General features: G+C 60.9%; 14 protein-coding genes. 5 read left to right on the top strand and 9 right to left on the bottom strand.

The genetic code is table 11. The features are described 5' to 3' along the window. Positions 1–106 precede the first annotated feature (106 nt). The 5 genes from ACFC20_RS03375 to ACFC20_RS03355 form a co-directional block, all read right to left on the bottom strand. Positions 107–1,570, bottom strand: coding sequence for a sigma-54-dependent transcriptional regulator (locus ACFC20_RS03375; protein ID WP_375191758.1), 1,464 nt, complete (start codon positions 1,568–1,570; stop codon positions 107–109). Positions 1,571–1,582: 12 nt separating this feature from the next. Continuing rightward, complete coding sequence (locus ACFC20_RS03370) at positions 1,583–2,833, bottom strand: PAS domain-containing sensor histidine kinase (RefSeq protein ID WP_375191757.1); 1,251 nt, start codon at positions 2,831–2,833, stop codon at positions 1,583–1,585. Positions 2,834–3,063: 230 nt separating this feature from the next. Beyond that, on the bottom strand, positions 3,064–4,515 hold the full coding sequence (locus tag ACFC20_RS03365; protein ID WP_375191756.1) for a sigma-54 dependent transcriptional regulator: 1,452 nt from the start codon (positions 4,513–4,515) through the stop codon (positions 3,064–3,066). A gap of 70 nt (positions 4,516–4,585) precedes the next feature. Next, on the bottom strand, positions 4,586–4,915 hold the full coding sequence (locus ACFC20_RS03360; RefSeq protein WP_091986414.1) for an SOS cell division inhibitor: 330 nt from the start codon (positions 4,913–4,915) through the stop codon (positions 4,586–4,588). 17 nt (positions 4,916–4,932) lie between these two features. Further along, a complete protein-coding gene (locus tag ACFC20_RS03355; RefSeq protein ID WP_375191755.1) occupies positions 4,933–6,291 on the bottom strand; it encodes a DUF1329 domain-containing protein in 1,359 nt (452 codons plus the stop codon). Between the two features lie 260 nt (positions 6,292–6,551). On the opposite strand from ACFC20_RS03355, the gene ACFC20_RS03350 reads away from it, so the two are divergent. Beyond that, positions 6,552–7,058 carry a DUF6586 family protein gene (locus tag ACFC20_RS03350; protein ID WP_375191754.1) on the top strand — a complete coding sequence of 169 codons (507 nt, stop codon included), beginning with the start codon at positions 6,552–6,554 and terminating at the stop codon, positions 7,056–7,058. Positions 7,059–7,109: 51 nt separating this feature from the next. Beyond that, positions 7,110–7,373, top strand: coding sequence for a hypothetical protein (locus tag ACFC20_RS03345; protein WP_375191753.1), 264 nt, complete (start codon positions 7,110–7,112; stop codon positions 7,371–7,373). Between the two features lie 3 nt (positions 7,374–7,376). On the opposite strand, the gene ACFC20_RS03340 is transcribed toward ACFC20_RS03345, so the two are convergent. After that, positions 7,377–7,877, bottom strand: coding sequence for a cell division inhibitor SulA (locus tag ACFC20_RS03340; protein ID WP_375191752.1), 501 nt, complete (start codon positions 7,875–7,877; stop codon positions 7,377–7,379). Positions 7,878–7,920: 43 nt separating this feature from the next. Beyond that, complete coding sequence (gene lexA, locus ACFC20_RS03335; protein WP_375191751.1) at positions 7,921–8,529, bottom strand: transcriptional repressor LexA; 609 nt, start codon at positions 8,527–8,529, stop codon at positions 7,921–7,923. Between the two features lie 233 nt (positions 8,530–8,762). Here lexA and ACFC20_RS03330 point away from each other — a divergent pair, with 233 nt between their 5' ends. The 3 genes from ACFC20_RS03330 to ACFC20_RS03320 are packed head-to-tail and all read left to right on the top strand — an operon-like array spanning position 8,763 to position 11,216. After that, positions 8,763–9,764, top strand: a complete 1,002-nt coding sequence (locus tag ACFC20_RS03330) for an amidoligase family protein (protein WP_375191750.1) — start codon at positions 8,763–8,765, stop codon at positions 9,762–9,764. Then, the gene (locus ACFC20_RS03325; protein WP_375191749.1) at positions 9,757–10,491 is read left to right on the top strand and encodes a gamma-glutamyl-gamma-aminobutyrate hydrolase family protein; all 735 of its coding nucleotides are present in this window, start codon (positions 9,757–9,759) and stop codon (positions 10,489–10,491) included. Before ACFC20_RS03330 ends, ACFC20_RS03325 begins: the two co-directional genes overlap by 8 nt. Before the next feature lie 38 nt (positions 10,492–10,529). After that, positions 10,530–11,216, top strand: coding sequence for an SIMPL domain-containing protein (locus ACFC20_RS03320; protein ID WP_375191748.1), 687 nt, complete (start codon positions 10,530–10,532; stop codon positions 11,214–11,216). 20 nt (positions 11,217–11,236) lie between these two features. On the opposite strand, the gene ACFC20_RS03315 is transcribed toward ACFC20_RS03320, so the two are convergent. Next, positions 11,237–14,992 carry a translocation/assembly module TamB domain-containing protein gene (locus ACFC20_RS03315; RefSeq protein WP_375191747.1) on the bottom strand — a complete coding sequence of 1,252 codons (3,756 nt, stop codon included), beginning with the start codon at positions 14,990–14,992 and terminating at the stop codon, positions 11,237–11,239. Then, complete coding sequence (locus ACFC20_RS03310) at positions 14,989–16,638, bottom strand: autotransporter assembly complex family protein (RefSeq protein WP_375191764.1); 1,650 nt, start codon at positions 16,636–16,638, stop codon at positions 14,989–14,991. The genes ACFC20_RS03315 and ACFC20_RS03310 overlap by 4 nt, the downstream gene beginning before the upstream one ends. Positions 16,639–16,773 lie beyond the last annotated feature (135 nt).

Raw genomic sequence — 16,773 nt, 5'->3', positions numbered from 1 at the left:
TGGCCAGCTCACGGGAGGACTTGCACCTCCAGGAGTGCGCCCGTGCCGGGCGCACAAAAAACGGCACCCCGAAGGGTGCCAATGAAGGAGTTTTTTTGCAGGGGGGTCAAGCCATGGACATCTCGGCGTCCAGATCGATACCGGCGTCTCGCATCTGGGCCAGTTTGTAGCGAAGCGTCCGGGGGCTGATGCCCAGTTGCTCCGCGGCCCGGTTACGGCGCCCACGCTCCTTGCGTAACGTCTGGATAATAATACGGAACTCTTGTTGCCTCAGATCATCTCCCAGCGATACCGCCTCGGAGGCCGACCCATGCGCCTCGCCCGGGAAAACGCCCTCGGACCGGTTGTCCGCGACGGCGTCGCCCGACTCAGTTGTTGACTCCGGTCTGGACACCAGTTGCGGTGTCGGCGCCGGTGCGTGCCCATCCTGCCGACCGGTAATGCCCAGTTCCAGGCAGAGATCGCCGGCATGAATCACGTTGCCCTGATGCAGCACCAGCGCCCGCTGTATGGCGTTGTCCAGCTCCCGCACGTTGCCCGGCCAGCGGTGGTTCATCAGGGCCGAGCGGGCATCCTGAGCAAAGCTGATGCCTGTGAGTTTCATCTTGCGGGCGTGCTGCTTGAGCAGAGAGGTTGCCAGCGGCATGATGTCCAGTGGACGCTCCCGCAACGGCTGCCAATGCATTGGGAACACCGTCAGGCGGTAATACAGATCTTCGCGGAATTTGCCCTCGCGCACGTAATCCGCCAGATCCCGGTTCGTGGTCGCCACCACCCGCACATCCAGGCTGATGGTCTTGCGACCACCCACCCGCTCGACTTCCCGCTCCTGCAGCACCCGCAGCAGCTTGGACTGGAGTCCCAGGTCCATTTCCGATATCTCGTCCAGCAGAATCGTGCCGCCGTTGGCCTGCTCAAACTTGCCCGGAGACGAAGACACCGCTCCGGTAAAGGCGCCTTTTTCGTGGCCAAAGAGGATGGCCTCCAGCATGTTCTCAGGTATTGCTGCGCAGTTAATGGCTACGAACGGCTGATCGGCCCGGGGGGACTGCTGGTGGATATACCGTGCCAGCACTTCCTTACCGGTACCGCTTTCGCCGGAAATCATCACCGTCGAATCGCTGGCAGCCACCTTTGCCGCCAACTGGAACATTCGCTTGCTGATCGGATCTTCTGCCACCGGCTCATCACCAGCCTTCCGGGTTCCGCCACCCACTACCTTGCTGACGGCATCGACCAGGAACCGGGGCTCGAAGGGCTTGACCAGATAATCGATCGCTCCCGCCTGCATGGCCGATACCGCGTCGCTGATCTGGCCATAGGCGGTAATCAGCATCATCGGCAGGCCCGGGTACAGGCGCTGCACCTCTGCCAGCAACTCGTGCCCGGACAACCCGGGCATGTTGACATCGCTCACCACCATGTCCACCGGCGACTCGGCCAGTCGGGCCAGCGCTTCACTGGCGTTGGACGCCTCGCGAACGCGGAATTTTGCCAACTCAAGGGTCGTCACCAGCGCTTCCCGCAGGTCACGGTCATCCTCAACGATGAGTATCTGGGCCTTGGCCATGGGTACCTCCGATCAATCTCTGTTGCGCAGTAACGGTAAACGCAGGGTGGCAACAGCGCCCCCCTGCTCTGGCGATTCGATGGAAAAACGGCCCTGGTGGGCCTTGATCACGGCCTGCACAACCGCAAGACCGAGACCGGTTCCGTGGGACTTGGTGGTGTAAAAGGCTTCCATAAGGCGGTCGGAGTCCTCCGGCGCAAAGCCCGGGCCATTATCGATGACCCGGACCACCAGTTCACCGGCATCCACCAGGGTTTGCAGTGACACCCGGGTAGCACCCGCCTCCAGACTGTTATTGACCAGATTGGTACACGCGCCGACAAGCGCGTCACGGTTGCACATCAAACGGCAATCACCGCTCAGCGCGTTGTCCAGGCTCACGGAGGCTCCAGCAGCCGGTCGAAGCCCTTCCACCGCCGACGCCAAGGCATGAACCAAGCGATCCGCAGACAGCTCTTCCGCCAGCCGGGTCTCGCCGCGGGCGAAGATCAGCATGTCCCTTACCTGTTGCTCCAGATGGGTCAATCGCGACATCAGACGTGAGGCACAGCGCTGGCGCATCTCCTCATCCAGGTCTTCTTCGCTCAGGTGACCGCCGTAGAGAATGGCGGCTGACAGCGGGGTACGAATCTGGTGGGCCAGAGAGGCCACCATCTTGCCCATCGCCGAGAGACGCTGGGCATGAGCCAGCTGTGCCTGGAGATGACGGGTTTCTGTCAGATCGGTCAGCAGGATCAACTGGCCGGGCTGGTTCTCCATGGTCCGGATCTCGATACTGACCCGGCGACCGTCTTTCAGGGACACCTCGTGACCATCGTCGCGCCTGGGCGCAAAGCAGCGATGGATCACGTCAATCCAGCGAGCGCCGTCGAGCGGCTCTCCGAGCAGGGCGATGGCCGCCGGATTGGTCTGGGTTACCACCCCCTGGCTGTCCAGAACCACCACACCGGCCGGCAGGGCCTTGAGCAGGGTCGAGAGCCGGTCGGCCAGCTGTTCCTTTTCTTCCAGCTCCTGCTGGCGCTGCCGGGATTCCTGATTGAGCTCGCCGGAGAGCTGGTTTACCCGGGATTCCAGGGTGCGGTAGGAATCAGTGATCTGGCGGGACATCCGGTTGAACAGTTCCAGGGCGGAATCGACCGCCTCGTCGTCCTGTTGAGGGAACAACGCGGTGACCTTGTCGTTCACATCCGCCGCGGCATTGGCCTGTTGCTCACCAACCTGCTCGCCAACGCGGGACTGCAAAAGAAACTGTGCCTGACTCATAACCTGACTCCCCGATCGGCCCTGGTTCAGCGGACCCTGTGTTCGGATACTTCGTTTGCAGGTTAATAAGCCAGCACCGTGCCAACTTGGTTTTTTCTTTGTATTTCAGAAGGAAAGGGAAAGAGAGAGGTCATTATTGACGGTTTTACGTCGGTATGAAGGTGGCGCGACGCCAGGATTTACGATCCTTTGACGCCGCTCCAATGTCACCCAGGGCTGTCTGAAAGAGCTCAAGGCTGTTCGGATTCCTCTTCACGGAGTCCGTACTTCCGGACCTTCTCCACCAGGGTGGTCCGGCGGATACGCAGCTTCTCGGCGGCCCTTGCGACCACACCACCCGCCTCGTCCAGCGCCTGCTGGATCAGCTGTTTTTCCAGATTGGAGAGATAGTCCTTGAGATCGATGCCATTGACCGGCAGCAAGGCCGGCGCATCGAGCCCCACCAGCCCGGGAATTCCGGAGGGCATGCCGGTGTCCTCCACCGGGCGGTTCTCATCGTAGTCATCCACATAGCGAAACTTTTTCGGCAGTTCCTGGACTCCGATCACGCCATACGGATGCATAATGGCCAGCCGCTCCACCAGGTTTGCCAGTTCGCGAACGTTGCCCGGCCAGTCGTGCCGACACAGGCTCATGATGGCCGCCGAATTCATCCTCAGTGAGCCGCGTTTTTCCTTTTCCATCCGGGAGATCAGCTCGTTGATCAACAGGGGAATGTCTTCCACACGATCCCGCAACGCCGGCATTTCAATCGGAAACACATTAAGCCGGTAGTAAAGGTCTTCACGGAAATCACCGGCGCCAATCATGTCCTCGAGATTTTTGTGGGTGGCCGCAATAACCCGTACGTCAGCCGACTGGGTACGGCTACTGCCAACCCGCTCGAAGGTGCGCTCCTGAAGAACCCGCAGGATCTTGACCTGCATGTTGAGTGGCATATCACCGATTTCGTCAAGAAACAGGGTGCCTCCCTCGGCCAGCTCGAACCGGCCAACCCGTGCGGTAATTGCACCGGTAAACGCGCCTTTTTCATGGCCAAACAGCTCGCTCTCCAGCAATTCGGCAGGAATAGCACCGCAGTTGACCGGAACAAACGGCTTGTCGCGGCGGGAGGAATGATAGTGCAGGTTCCGGGCAACCACCTCTTTGCCGGTACCGGATTCGCCGGTGATCAGCACGCTGACGTCTTTGTCCGCCACCTGCTCCATCAACTGGCGAACCTGCTGAACTTTTCGGCTGGTCCCGACAAGACTGCGAAACAATTGCAAACCACGCTGCTGCCCGCGCTCCCGGGAGCGGCTGAACTGGTCCCGGTAGATCTGGGCCCGGTAAAGAGAATCCACAAATTTGGTGTAGTTAAGGGGCCACTCCATGCGAGAGATGATCCGGGCCCCCGCCTCTTCAGGCAGCCCCTTGAGGCTTGGGTCGCCGGTAACCAGCAGCGGAATACCCTCGGCGGCCCGACAAACCAGTGAGATGTTCTCCAAGGCACCGGCGTCTTCGCCGTTCACCACGGCCACTGAAATATCCGCCAGACTGTCGTCGTCACCACTGCCCAAAAGCGCTCTGGCTTCGTCGCCTGCGAGAATCTGCTCCTCACCAATGAACTCAAGAATGGTCACCAGATCCCGACGTCTTGAATCGTCCTCGCTCAGCACCAGCACTTTGTTATTTTTAGACATTAAAACCAAACTCTTGGGGGATTTGTGCGGTATTTAAGACTGTAAGACCGGCCGAGTCAATTTTATGACGCTATTTTGACGGGTTAGACGAAACCTTCTGGTAGGCCCGTGCGGCGCTGCGATTGCGGTTGACCCCTTTGAGTCCGTCCTCGGCCTCCTGACGGGCCGCACGGGCCGACTGGTCGGCCGCGTCAATAAACTGCTGCAGTTCCTCGAGCCGGAGTCTCACCGGCTCGGCTTCTATCTCTCCCGCCTCCAGGCAGGCCATCAGTGGCGCCACCGCAGGCTTAACCTGTTCATTGAGACGGGCCATGGCATCCCAGTCCTGATCCGCGAGCGCCCGGCCCAGTTGCGCCATCAGTTCATCGAGTCGCGCCAGATGCGCTTGTGGGTCTGCCATGCCTTTCTCCCGGAGTATCAGCGGCGGGCGGCTCGACGGGCCGCTGAAGCGGTGAACTCATTGCCACGGTAACCCGGCTTGAAGTTGTAAGCCGGAAATCCGTTGTCCAGTCCGTCGATGTAGTAACGCCCAGCCTTGAGGTCGTAGGTCATCTCCATGGTAGTCCAGAACACCGGCTCACTGTAATAGCTGATGTTATGAGCCTCGGACACCCGCCAGAGGTTCCCCTGCTCATCGTACTCTTCAGACGCCAGAATCTGCCAGCTGTCCTCATCAATATAGAACACCCGACGGTCGTAGATGTGGCTGATCCCGGTGCGGCGCTTGGCTTCAACCACCCACACCCGATGCAACTCATAGCGGGTCAGTTCCTGATTGATGTGACCTGCGCGAATCACGTCTTCGGCGCGGACTTTCGGGTTGTGCAGCCGGTAGGCGTTGTAAGGCACGTAGACCTCGCGCTTGCCTTTGAGCTCCCAGTCGTACTGGTTCGGCGCCCCGTTGTACATGTCCTTCTGGTCAACCGAGCGCAGGGAGGACGAATTGGGCAGGTCGGTCTCATAGGCCAGGTTGGGTGACCGGCGGAGTCGCCGGGATCCGGAATCATAACGCCAAGCGAGGCGGGGCGAACGCACCTGATCCAGAGTTTCGTGCACCAGGGTGATGGTGCCCGCGAGGGCGGATGGCGATACCGTATCGGTTTTCAGGTAAAAGATCTTGTTGTCGATCTCGGCCAGTTCGGCGCCTTTCTGGCTGTACGCGAAGAAATAGTCGTAATCATTCACGACCGGATTGAAAGAACCGTCGACCTGCGGGGTTGCCGAGGCACTGCGCAGAGAGATGGCCTCACCACGATAACGCAGGATATGGTTCCAGATTGCTTCCAGTCCGTTGGATGGAATCGGGAACGGGCTGGTCATAATGGTGTCGCGCACCCCATTACCGTTGTCCAGCAGTTCGGCTGTGACAGCGTTTTCCCGGAATTTGTCATAGACATGCTCGGGAAACGCGGCACTGCGGCGGGTCTGATACACCGGCATGAAAAACTCGGGCCCGTACCTCTCGAGCATGGCTATGTGGCCGTCCGTGAGTTTGTCCCGGTAAAGGTCGAGGTTGCCGGCCGTAATCACGAACAGGACATCGTCTTCCGGGTACGGATCCACTTCCACCTGCCCCTGGCGCCAGGCCTTCGGCGGTGTCGCAAGCCCTCCGGTCCATTCAGGAATGGTACCTGCGCCATTGCCGGCCCGCTCGGCTCCGACCGGGGTAAGATCTCCGCCCAGTCGCTCGGCTTCAGCGGCTGCCACTTTCGACAGGACTTGCCCTGAAAAACCCATACAAAATACTGCAACACCCGCTAGAACGTGACTCCGCATCCCTCTGGCCTCCAGAAATTCATGCTGTTGGTTCGCTGCGACCGCTGTTCCCGACGCACGCTGGTGGCCCTTTTTGCCAAATTCAAACGCCCGTTTCAAGTGATCGTTTGTATTTTATTGTGAAACACGCATCTCGCGTGCCCCCATCGTGGCAGCGCTCATGCAGAATTCAGGACAAGGGCGAAATCTGCCAACAAAAATGGTATACTTCCCGGTCAACTTTTCCGGAGTTCGTCCGCGTCTGATCGCGCAGGTATCCCATGGCCTCTCAGTGGCATTCACTCGTTTCACAAAAACTGTTTCTGGCCGGCACCTTGCTTCGGCAGATTGAACGCGCTGCTGAGGCTGGCGCCGGGGTTGCCGGCACGGAACAGGCCCTGCAGCGCGAGGCGGCTCTGCAAGGCGCCATCGAGCTAATGCTCAGGGGCCGCCAACTTCTGTTGGTGATGATTGCCAGGCTGTATCAGGACAAATCAGGACAACCAGATACGCTCGGAGCGTTAGGCACATTGATCGGGAAGGAGTCCAGCGAGGTCATACGCTTGCGGGAGCTGGAGCAAACCGCCGGAAGCTGGTGGAACCACCTGGATCAGCTGGAAACGTCGCAGGGTCGGCCGCCGGCCACGCGGAAAACGGTCAGTGCCGAAAACATCATTGCCATCTCGGCCGAGACTGGCCCTGATCGCTCGGTATCGGCACTGCTCGAAACCCTCGCCGCTATCAAGCAGTTCGCCAATGAGCTGGAAGAGCAACATAGCGAGTGGTAGAGCCAGACCTGCCCCGGATACCACGAATTCAACAACGTAAAGGCTTAATGAATGTCACCGTCGTTTTTTGAAATTGTTCAACTCAGCAATGGCGATTACGCGCTGCGCCGCATTGACGATGAGAGTGCGCCGCTGGTGAAGATCTCTTTCTCTGCTGAAGCCCGCGAAATGATGGAAGATCGGGATATGTCGGTTGCCAAGGCCATGATCGCCGCTGGCATCGAGGCGGTTGGCAACGTCACCCACGATATTGACTGGGAGGATGATGAGCTGGATGCCGTGGAAGACGCCCAGCCTTCCTACACCCTCCACTAAGGCTCAACGCTGCCTGAGCACAACGCCGTGGCTGTTGCCCTTGGCCGATGCCTGCTGCAGTGATTCGAGCGCAGCCCTGCCGAGCTTGCCCGTCCACATTACGACAGCATGGCAGGTGCCCGCGCTCAGGGCTCTCTCTGCCAGCTCCTGGGCCGGATATTCCGGCGTTGAGCGGAGCACCAGCAGCTCGCCAGCCACGATTCCGTGCATTTTCTGCCACTTGCTGACGAGCGCCTGGGGAGGATCGATCCAGGCCAGCCAGCGCTTCTCCTGGTTCAGCTGGGTGAGCATGGGCAACAGCAACTGGAAATTCTCCACCTGACCCTGCGGCAGGATGATCTCGGTCACGTTACCGGGGGCTTGGGAACCGGTGACACCCTCCGGCTCCGGGTTCCGCCGGGCACGGATAACCGTGCGTCGCTCGCGCGTGGCATTCGCCGACATGGAACCGGACAGGGCATTCGGCTGGTAAGCGAGATTCTGGTTGAAGCTGAGTTGTTCCATAATTCACCCGTTATTCAAATGGTTCTGCCGTTGTCTGGGCCGATCAGTGCAGATCGGAACGACGGATAACACCTACACCAAGCCCTTCGATGAACAGTTCCTGTTCGGCCAGGTCCACCTCAATCGGCGCAAATTCCTCGTTCTCGGCAATCAGGTAAACCTTGGAGCCCTCGCGTCGAAAGCGTTTCACGGTGACTTCGTCACCTACCCGGGCAACCACGATCTGGCCGTTGTGGACATCCTGGGTGCTGTGCACCGCCAACAGATCTCCGTCAAGAATCCCGATATCTTTCATGCTCATGCCACGCACCCTGAGCAGGTAATCGGCGGATGGCGAGAAAAACTCAGGCTGCAGTGTGCAGTGGTCTTCTATGTGCTCCTGGGCCAGGATCGGGCTACCGGCTGCCACCTGCCCGATCACCGGCAACCCCAGATCCGGTTCCGCTTCCGGCAGGCGGATACCGCGACTTGCCCCGGGCACCATCTCGATGGCGCCCTTGCGGGCCAGCGCTCTCAGATGCTCCTCTGCCGCGTTGGCCGACCGGAAGCCCAGTTCCGACGCAATTTCGGCGCGGGTAGGCGGGTAACCGGTTTCATCAACGTATCGGCGGATGATGTCCAGTACCTGTGACTGTCTTGCTGTGAGCTTCATTGACCTACTCCGCTGGCTGAGGGCCTGAGTTCTGTCTTGACCGCTGTTTCAATGTCTTTACGAGCCGTTTCCAGGCCCTGTCTCAGGCCCTGTTTTTTTATACAGTAATCAGACTATATACAGTGTTTTATCCAGTGTAAAGCCGATCCGTCCAATTTCTTGCCGGCGCTTAACGGTGGTGTTCGCGGGTGTGTGTTATGGTGAACCAACGCCAACTCACACCAGGGAGTACCATGACACAGTCCAGAGCCTGCAGGATGCCGGATATTCTGAAGACAGGAGAGGGAGACGACCGAAGGGTTGGCGTAGAAATTGAACTGTCGGGTCTTGGCTATGATGATCTGGTCGCGTTGTCGGCAAAGCTCCTGAAAGGCATTCCCGATCTCAGATCACGCTATGTGACCACCATTGAAACCGGGCTGGGTGAATTTACCGTCGAGCTGGACTCGGATCCCATCAAGGATCTGGATCTGACCGATGAACGACTGCCCGAATCCATCCGCGAGTTCGGTGGCCAGGCGATGGATGTGATTGATGCCGCCGCAGAACGGATCGTGCCGCTTGAGATTGTCAGCCCGCCGATCCCGTTTGCCAATCTCGGCGTGATCGAATCCCTGATGGACAACCTGAGGGAGGCCGGAGCCCTAGGCAGCCGGGAAGCCATCTACTTCGCGTTCGGTCTGCAGCTGAACCCCGAACTGCCGGACCTCCAGCCAGCTACCCTGGTTCGGTACTTCCAGGCATTTGCCGGGCTCTACGACTGGTTGAAACATCGACATCAGCTGGATGTCAGTCGCAAGTTCACTACCTACATTGAGCCATGGCACACACGCTACACCGAGCTGCTAATGGAAGACGACTATCATCCGGATCTGTCGCAACTGATGGACGACTACCTGGAATACAATCCAACCCGGAACCGCGCCCTTGATCTGCTGCCCCTGTTTGCGCACCTCGACAGCGATCGCCTCGAACAGCACGTTCAGGACCCGCGCATCAAAAGCCGGCCCACGCTCCACTACCGCTTGCCCGACTGCGACATCAACAACCCCGACTGGCACTTTTCCACCGTGTGGAACGACTGGGTAGTGCTTGAACAACTGGCCAACCGCGCCGACGACCTCGCTGAGTTGCGGGCCCTGTTCCGGGAGCGCCGGAAACTGAGTCTCCACAACCTGACCCACAGCTGGCGGGAAACCATCGAGGACTGGCTGAGCAAGAAGGGCTATGTCTGAACGAAGGTTGGCAGAAGAGCCGGACGTACCCGGCCTGACCATTGGCATCAGCGGTCCCACACGAAAAAGCCTGGCTCACCGGCTTATCGGCCTGGGGCTTCGTCTACAGGGCGCGCGCACCTATTACATAAGGCCCGGCGCCCGTGTCGACGTGACCCTGCTGGACGGTCTGGTCCTCTCTGGTGGCACCCATGTGCATCCGGAACGCTTCGGACAGCAACCGCAGGTGAGCGCCCGCTATGACAGGAAACGGGATGCCACCGACCAGGCGCTTCTGGAAGGCGCAGAAGCCATCGGCATTCCAGTGCTCGGCATCTGCCGGGGGGCCCAGTTTATCAATGTGTTCCGGGGCGGATCCCTGTGCCAGAACGTCACGCCGCTGCGAGTGAACACCCGTCACCGGCCCCTGCTGTTGCCACTGCAAACCGTTCGCGTGGTCACCGCCAGCCGCCTGGAGCAGGCCATGGATTCGCCGGTTATCGGTGCCAACCGGATTCACAGCCAGGCCATCAAGCGGCTTGGCCGTGACCTCCGGGTGACGGCACTGGACAACGATCTGTTCGTCCAGGCCTTCGAAAACACCCGGGGGCAGTGGCTCATGGGTGTGCAGTGGCACCCGGAATACCTGTTGTACCACGGCGGACACCGGCGCATCTTTGCCCAGTTCGTGGCGGCCGCCCGCAAACTGAAACTGGCCCGGCTGGATCCGGATACCGGCGACATCTGACAATCGACGCGCAGATTCGCGCCCATAGGAGGCACACCATGTATCTACAGAAACTCAAACAGCGCCTCGGCGTCAGCCTTGTCCTGTTGGCGCCGGCATTGGCGGTAGCTGGAGAGGTCACACTCACGGGCGAGGGTCGGGTCCGCTATGAGCCCGACAGTGCCCGGCTGCAGTTTACCGCCAGTGCCGAGCATGCCCTGCCCCAGAAGGCCACCGAAAGGGTCGCCAGCCTCATGTCGCAGTGGCGTGAGGGCATTGCCGACTACCGGGACCGTCTTGAAGACTACAGCGATGCAACCGTCAATCTCTATACCCGCACCCTGCCACCGACAGACAGGAGCAAGGAGCCCGAGACGCGTGCGGTTGCCTCCCAGACCATCAGCTTCAGCATCAACGACCTCACCCTGCTCAATCCCCTGCTCCAGGAAGCCCAGGCCATCGGCCTGGACTACCATCTGGGGCCACACCAGTTCTTCCACTCCAACGAGACCGGACTGGAACAGGAGGCACTGGCGCGGGCCATTGCCGATGCCAGGGCCCGCTGCCAATTCGTGGCGAAGCAGCTCGACCAGGGATGCGGCGAGGTCGTAACCATTAACATCAACGGCGGACATCGCCCCGTTCCCATGATGATGGCGGAGGCAAAGTCCGCCTCGGACAGCATTTCAAGCGTTGGAGAGCGGGAAATCGAGGCGTCGGTAAGCGCTACCTTCGAGCTGGAGTGACGTCCGGAGCAGGCGTGCGATCAAAAATCCCGCGTGTAGAAAATGTCCAGTGAAGCCGCCAGACCACTGGCGGCTTCGAGATAGAAGTACCGCCCCAGGTCGTAACGCAGAGCCACGGTGGTGATGGGCTCGAATATTCCGACGCCGTAGCGAACGCTCAGTTCATCGGTCAGGTAACCACTGGCCACTACAGATGTCTGTTCACCCGTACCCTCCGCTTCGAGGGTCAACTGGCGGATACCGAACTCCTCGCCGATCTGGCCTGTCACCTTGTTGGCCTGCGTCAGTCCCAGTGACAGGGCTGCACGACTCATCTGTCCCTCGTCGCCGCGGCTTTGCGGAGCACGACCCAGAATCACGTAGGACAGGGCGTCGGTCTGCGGCATGTCCGGGTTGGAAAAGACCGTTGTCTCCGGCGACTGGACGGGGCCGCTCAATCGTATACCGGCGACAACCGTGCCCACCTTTCGAACCGCCTCGATGTCCAGATAGGGTTGCGTCAGATTGCCAACAAATAGCAGCCGCGCCTGTCTCAGCTCCAGCTCCTGGCCATAGGCCTCGTACTGACCGTTGACCAGCTGCAACGTACCGCGTGTGTCCATGTTGTCGCCAATTCGCAGCGACCCTTCCAGATCCCCGGTGACACCAAAGGCGCTGAAGCTTACCTCATCCTCACCGACAACCACCCGCACGTCCATATTGAGGTTGGTAACGAGGGGCTCCTCGCGCTCAACCCCGACAATCACCTCATCTTCAGATACCGACACGGCCTGCGCCGGCAACCCCTTGATCTCGATGTTCCCCCTGGGCACTGCAATTTCCCCGGACACCATCAGGGTGCCGTCCCGGAATCGGATGGTAAGATCCGGCGCCACCTCCAGCTGGGCATAGGGCTCGATGTGGAATGGCACCCGGTTCCCGGAAATGGTCACCTCTCCCCGGGGTGACTGCTCCCAGTCAATGTTCCCATCCAGCGTGGTCTGACTTCGGGCGTTACTCTGGATACGCCCGCTGATCTCGGCGGAATACCCCGACAGCTGAACGCTGGCGACCATTTCCTCGATCGGCACCGGCAATCTGGGGTCCGACACACTGCCACCCGTAAGGTGCAGTTCGCCGTTCACCGCCGGCTTCATCAGCGGGCCCGACAGCCGCCCCTGACCATCAATACGCCCGGCCACCTGGTCCAGCCCCGACAGCAATCCGGCAACGGCAATATCGAGATTCTGGAGTCGAAACTCGCCATCCACCGTCCGGTCCGGAGCGGTCGGATCCAGCCCCAGATCCAGAGCAAATTCCCCTACTCCGGGACCGGAGAGGCGCATGGCCAGGTCGGCTTGCTCCGGACGGAGGGTGAGCTCCGTTGACAACACGTTGTAGGACAGCGTCTCCCACTCGCCGTCCACCAGAATCTCGAACTGGCCGTCGCCCGCATCCAGGAAAACCCGTCCGTCCGGCCCCCGGTCGGTGGTGGTGAACTCGATGGTGCCGTCAATCCTGGCATCCCATCGCAGGGTGTCGGGAAGCACTGGCGCCAGGGCAAGCGCGGGGAACCGTTGAATGGTGTAGGCAATACGGGGCACAGGAAGCAGGGTCTGGTCATCGGCGCACACTGAACTTTGCTGCCAGCGCCAGCAGTGCTGGCCGAAGGTCAGTTCACCGGCCTCATAGGCCAGCGCTGCCGGCGACGCCAGTTGCCAGACCTGGGATTGCTCGGGTACCCGGATCTCCCCACGCGCCAGCGCACCCTGCCAGCCCTGCCAATCCTTCGGTGCGCCCCCTTCGAGAACAAGCTCAACATTCGCTTCCGGGTGGTCAACGGCGAGGCGAACGGAGTGTTGCTCACGGGTACCCTGCACCTCAAGGGAGGCGGTATCCAGCACCTGACCGAACCCGCGCAGCTCGGCAAGCTCCAGCCTTCCGTCCAGGCGCTGGCCCGTTTTGAGGACCGCCTCCAGATTCAGTGCATCGATGGCGACCTGATCCTGCCAGCGCATCTGCTGGCCGTTCACCATTAACGTCCCGGTGGGGTTGTCTGGAGTGCCGCCTGCGGTCAGCTCAGCCTCCAGGGCGCCTCCCAGTCCCGGCAGCAACAGTTCCGGCGTCGGCAGGCTCAGGGCCAGATCCCCGGCCAGGATGTCGCCCCAGGTGCCTGAACCCTTAACCCGGTTCTCGCCGACTACCAGCGCAAGATCCGACAACTTCCAGTTACCGGATGACGTGTCGAGCGAGCCAGACAATGAAGCCTCGTTGGAGCGCCATGTTCCGTCCAGTTGCCAGGATGCGGTGAGGTCCGGAATACGGTTTTCGCGAAGCTGCCCGCTACTGGCGACGTCGCCACTGAGACTCGCCTCAAGTACCGGAACCCAGTAACCGGGATTGAAATCCTGCAACTTCAGAGCAGCATCCCAGGACAGCGGGCCCGCGAACTGGACCGATCCTTTGCCCGCCAGTGCGCCGGCGCCGGTGGTGGCTGACAGGTCGGTCAGCGTCACCTGCTCCATGTCACCGCTCACCTTCGTCGCCAGGGTGGCCGTGCCCTGGGGACTGTCCACTTCGGCGGTCAGATCGGCCTGGTAGCGACCATCACTCCAGGACACGTTGCCGTCCAGGGCCTTCAGATTCACCGGTGACGGTTCTAACCCGGGAACCAGCGTATACCACGGAAATTCGCGCAGGCGAAGGTTGGCGCCCGCCTCCAGGCCCTCCTGCCAGCTCACCTGGCCACTGGCAACGGCGCTGCCCTGACCCTCGCCAGTTGCGCTCCGGGTGTTCAGCTCAATCCGGATATCGCGAGCGTCCCGGGTGGTCACCTTCCCCTGTAGCGCCAACTGCACGGGTCCCGCCGTGCCCGGCAACCGCGCCTCACCCCGGGTCTGGAAGCCGTCGGCAAGGCTGCCACGGGCCTCCAAAAACCAGTCATGCAACACCAGGGTATCGGGCATGGCGGTCACCGGCCGGAACCGCTCCGAATTGATCCGCGCCCGTGCCGGAAGTGAGGGATCCAGCGGCGCCACCCGCCCGGTCAGCTGAGCCTCCAGATAGCCGCTGCTGCGGGCCGACACCTGCACATCGCGAACTGTGCCCGACAGGCGAGCGTCGATAGTCCATTGATCACCTTCAGGTGGCGGCAGCGTGGCGGTAACATCCAGCGAAACCGGCCAATCCCGCCGGGTTTCAACGCGTCCCGAGGCGGAGACGGTGTAGTCCCCGAGCCGATACCACACCCGGTCGATTTGCCAATCGGCACCGGAACCGCCAGCATCCAGTTCAAGCCGGTCCCACACGGTATTACCGTTGAACGTAAAGGGCCCCAGACGCACGGCGTCTATCCGTACACCGAGGGGGAGGTCAACGCCGGGCAGTGCGATGGCACTGCCGCCATCGGCCGAAGGTTCTGCCGGCGGTAACTGGGTGACACTCAGCGCCTCCGCTTTGAGCTGATCAACACACAGCTGCTTCTGGAACAAACAGGAGGGCGACCAGTCCACGAGGGGCGACTGCACCACAACCTCCACGCCATACCCGCGCCAGACCAGATGCTGGGCCTGCCACTGACCGAACAGCGAACCGCGATCGGCTTCCACCTGAAGACCGGGCACCTGATCGATTACCCAGGCCGTGCCGGTCTCGGACCGAAGGGCCAGCAGCACCGCAGTCAGCAACAGAAGCGGCACCAGCAACAGCAACCCCAAACAAAGCAACAACCAGAACCGCAGCCCACGACGGCGCCGGGGAGCAGGCTTGCTGTCTGGTGTGTCCGGGGTCTGTGTCACAACTCGGGTCCCATGGAAAAGTGAATTCGCCAACCACCGCCGAACTCAGGGTCCAGGCCTTTTGCCACATCCAGACGCAGCGGACCGACCGGACTGATCCAGCGAATCCCGACGCCCGCGCCGGTGGCGAGAGGATCGTTGACATCATTGACGGCATTGCCGTGATCCACAAACAGCGCCGCCCGCCACCTGTCAGCAAACTGATACTGGTACTCGGCGCTGGCCACCATCAGGAAACGGCCACCGACAGGTACGCCGTTCTCGTTCTCGGGCGAGAGCGTCTCATAGCCATAGCCACGCACACTCTGGTCGCCGCCGGCAAAAAATCGCAGGGAAGGCGGCACATCCTCGAACCGGTTGGTGGCCACGGCGCCAGCCTGGACCCGCCCCAGGAAACGGTGCTTCTCGGCCAGCGTGAACAGACCCTTGGCAAGGGCGTTAACGTGCAGGATATCCACGTCCGATAACAACGCCCTGTGCGAGCCGGTCATATCCAGCTGCAATCGATAGCCCCGGGAGGGATCCAGCGGCGAGTCCGCATGAATGCGGGAATAACCGGCGCCTGGCAGGAACAGTGAGCTGGTGCCAGTTTCGTCGTTTCCAATGTTGAACCGCTCCCCTTCCCAGCGTAGTGACAGAACCTGTAGCCAGCCACTGTCCAGCTGATGCTGCCACTGCTGGCCGAGGGTCAGCAGTTCCGATTCGACGTTCTCTATATCCTCCCGCTGGTAACCAGCAGTCAGGCGGATCAGATCTGTCATCGGCGGATCCAGGGGCAGCTCGTACCAGGTGCTCAGATTCTGCCGGGGTACGGACAGCTCGGTTTCGGCCCCGCGCTTGTGGCCCATCGGATTGATCCAATGCTCCCGCCAGGTCCCGCGAAAGCGCGGCCCCACGTCAGTGGAGAAGCCCACACCGGCCGCCACCGAGCGCGCCTCGCGTCGCTCAAGGGCCACCGTAACCGGAATCACCCCGTTCTCGGCCTGGGACGGAGAAGCGTCTATATCAACGCCCCGGAAATAGCCGCTGCTCCGCAGATCGCGATTCAGCTTGGCGATTTCATCGGAATGAAAAGGCGTGCCTGGCTCAAACGTCACGAAATCCCGCAGCAAGTCCAGCTCGAACCAGTGTCCCTCCTCGAAACTCACCTCGCCCAACCGATAACGGTCACCGCTTTCATAGACCAGTGTGATTTCCGCGCTGCGCCGGTCTGGATCCACCCTCAAGGTCCGCGTCTCAAACCGGCCGTCGAAATAACCACGTCGGCGCGCCCGGTTTTCAATGGTATTGCGCAGAGTGGCGTACTCGCCGTGGTTGAGAATGTCACCTTCCGCTGGGTGGGCGGGGAGGTTGGCGGTAAACGCCTCATCATCGGCCGCGGCGCCCCGTATCTCCACCACCCGGCTTGTCACCCGCACCGGCTCTCCCGGGTTTATGGTCAAAACCAGCGTCGCCGTATCCTCGGAATCGCCCGCTTCAACAGTCCAGGTGATCAGCGGCGAATAGTAACCCAGGGCCCTGAGCGCTTTGCGGGCCTGATCAACGGCCGTGGGCGCAAAACGCCTCAGGTTACCCTCGCTCCGTCCTTCCACCTCGCCAATAAACGCCTCTGCGTTGTCCTTGAGCGCCGGGTAGTCGCCCTCCATCCTGATCTCCACCTGCTGCGCCAGCACCGGAAAGGACAGGCAGCACAGCCAGGCTGCAAGAAGCCGGACGAAGCCAGTTGGTACCTTATGATGGATTGACTGCATCCGGGCGTTCAACGTTGGTGAGTGCGAGGA

This window comes from Marinobacter sp. (assembly GCF_041984545.1).
GTDB lineage: Bacteria > Pseudomonadota > Gammaproteobacteria > Pseudomonadales > Oleiphilaceae > Marinobacter.
The sequence above is the reverse complement of the archived record's forward strand: the minus strand, read 5'-3'. Positions and strand labels throughout refer to the sequence as shown.

What these genes read in the sequence shown, in the direction of transcription:
- ACFC20_RS03375 (WP_375191758.1), bottom strand. Translation starts at nt 1,570, where the DNA reads ATGGCCAAGGCCCAGATACTCATCGTTGAGGATGACCGTGACCTGCGG.
- ACFC20_RS03370 (WP_375191757.1), bottom strand. Translation starts at nt 2,833, where the DNA reads ATGAGTCAGGCACAGTTTCTTTTGCAGTCCCGCGTTGGCGAGCAGGTT.
- ACFC20_RS03365 (WP_375191756.1), bottom strand. Translation starts at nt 4,515, where the DNA reads ATGTCTAAAAATAACAAAGTGCTGGTGCTGAGCGAGGACGATTCAAGA.
- ACFC20_RS03360 (WP_091986414.1), bottom strand. Translation starts at nt 4,915, where the DNA reads ATGGCAGACCCACAAGCGCATCTGGCGCGACTCGATGAACTGATGGCG.
- ACFC20_RS03355 (WP_375191755.1), bottom strand. Translation starts at nt 6,291, where the DNA reads ATGCGGAGTCACGTTCTAGCGGGTGTTGCAGTATTTTGTATGGGTTTT.
- ACFC20_RS03350 (WP_375191754.1), top strand. Translation starts at nt 6,552, where the DNA reads ATGGCCTCTCAGTGGCATTCACTCGTTTCACAAAAACTGTTTCTGGCC.
- ACFC20_RS03345 (WP_375191753.1), top strand. Translation starts at nt 7,110, where the DNA reads ATGTCACCGTCGTTTTTTGAAATTGTTCAACTCAGCAATGGCGATTAC.
- ACFC20_RS03340 (WP_375191752.1), bottom strand. Translation starts at nt 7,877, where the DNA reads ATGGAACAACTCAGCTTCAACCAGAATCTCGCTTACCAGCCGAATGCC.
- lexA (WP_375191751.1), bottom strand. Translation starts at nt 8,529, where the DNA reads ATGAAGCTCACAGCAAGACAGTCACAGGTACTGGACATCATCCGCCGA.
- ACFC20_RS03330 (WP_375191750.1), top strand. Translation starts at nt 8,763, where the DNA reads ATGACACAGTCCAGAGCCTGCAGGATGCCGGATATTCTGAAGACAGGA.
- ACFC20_RS03325 (WP_375191749.1), top strand. Translation starts at nt 9,757, where the DNA reads ATGTCTGAACGAAGGTTGGCAGAAGAGCCGGACGTACCCGGCCTGACC.
- ACFC20_RS03320 (WP_375191748.1), top strand. Translation starts at nt 10,530, where the DNA reads ATGTATCTACAGAAACTCAAACAGCGCCTCGGCGTCAGCCTTGTCCTG.
- ACFC20_RS03310 (WP_375191764.1), bottom strand. Translation starts at nt 16,638, where the DNA reads ATGGAGGGCGACTACCCGGCGCTCAAGGACAACGCAGAGGCGTTTATT.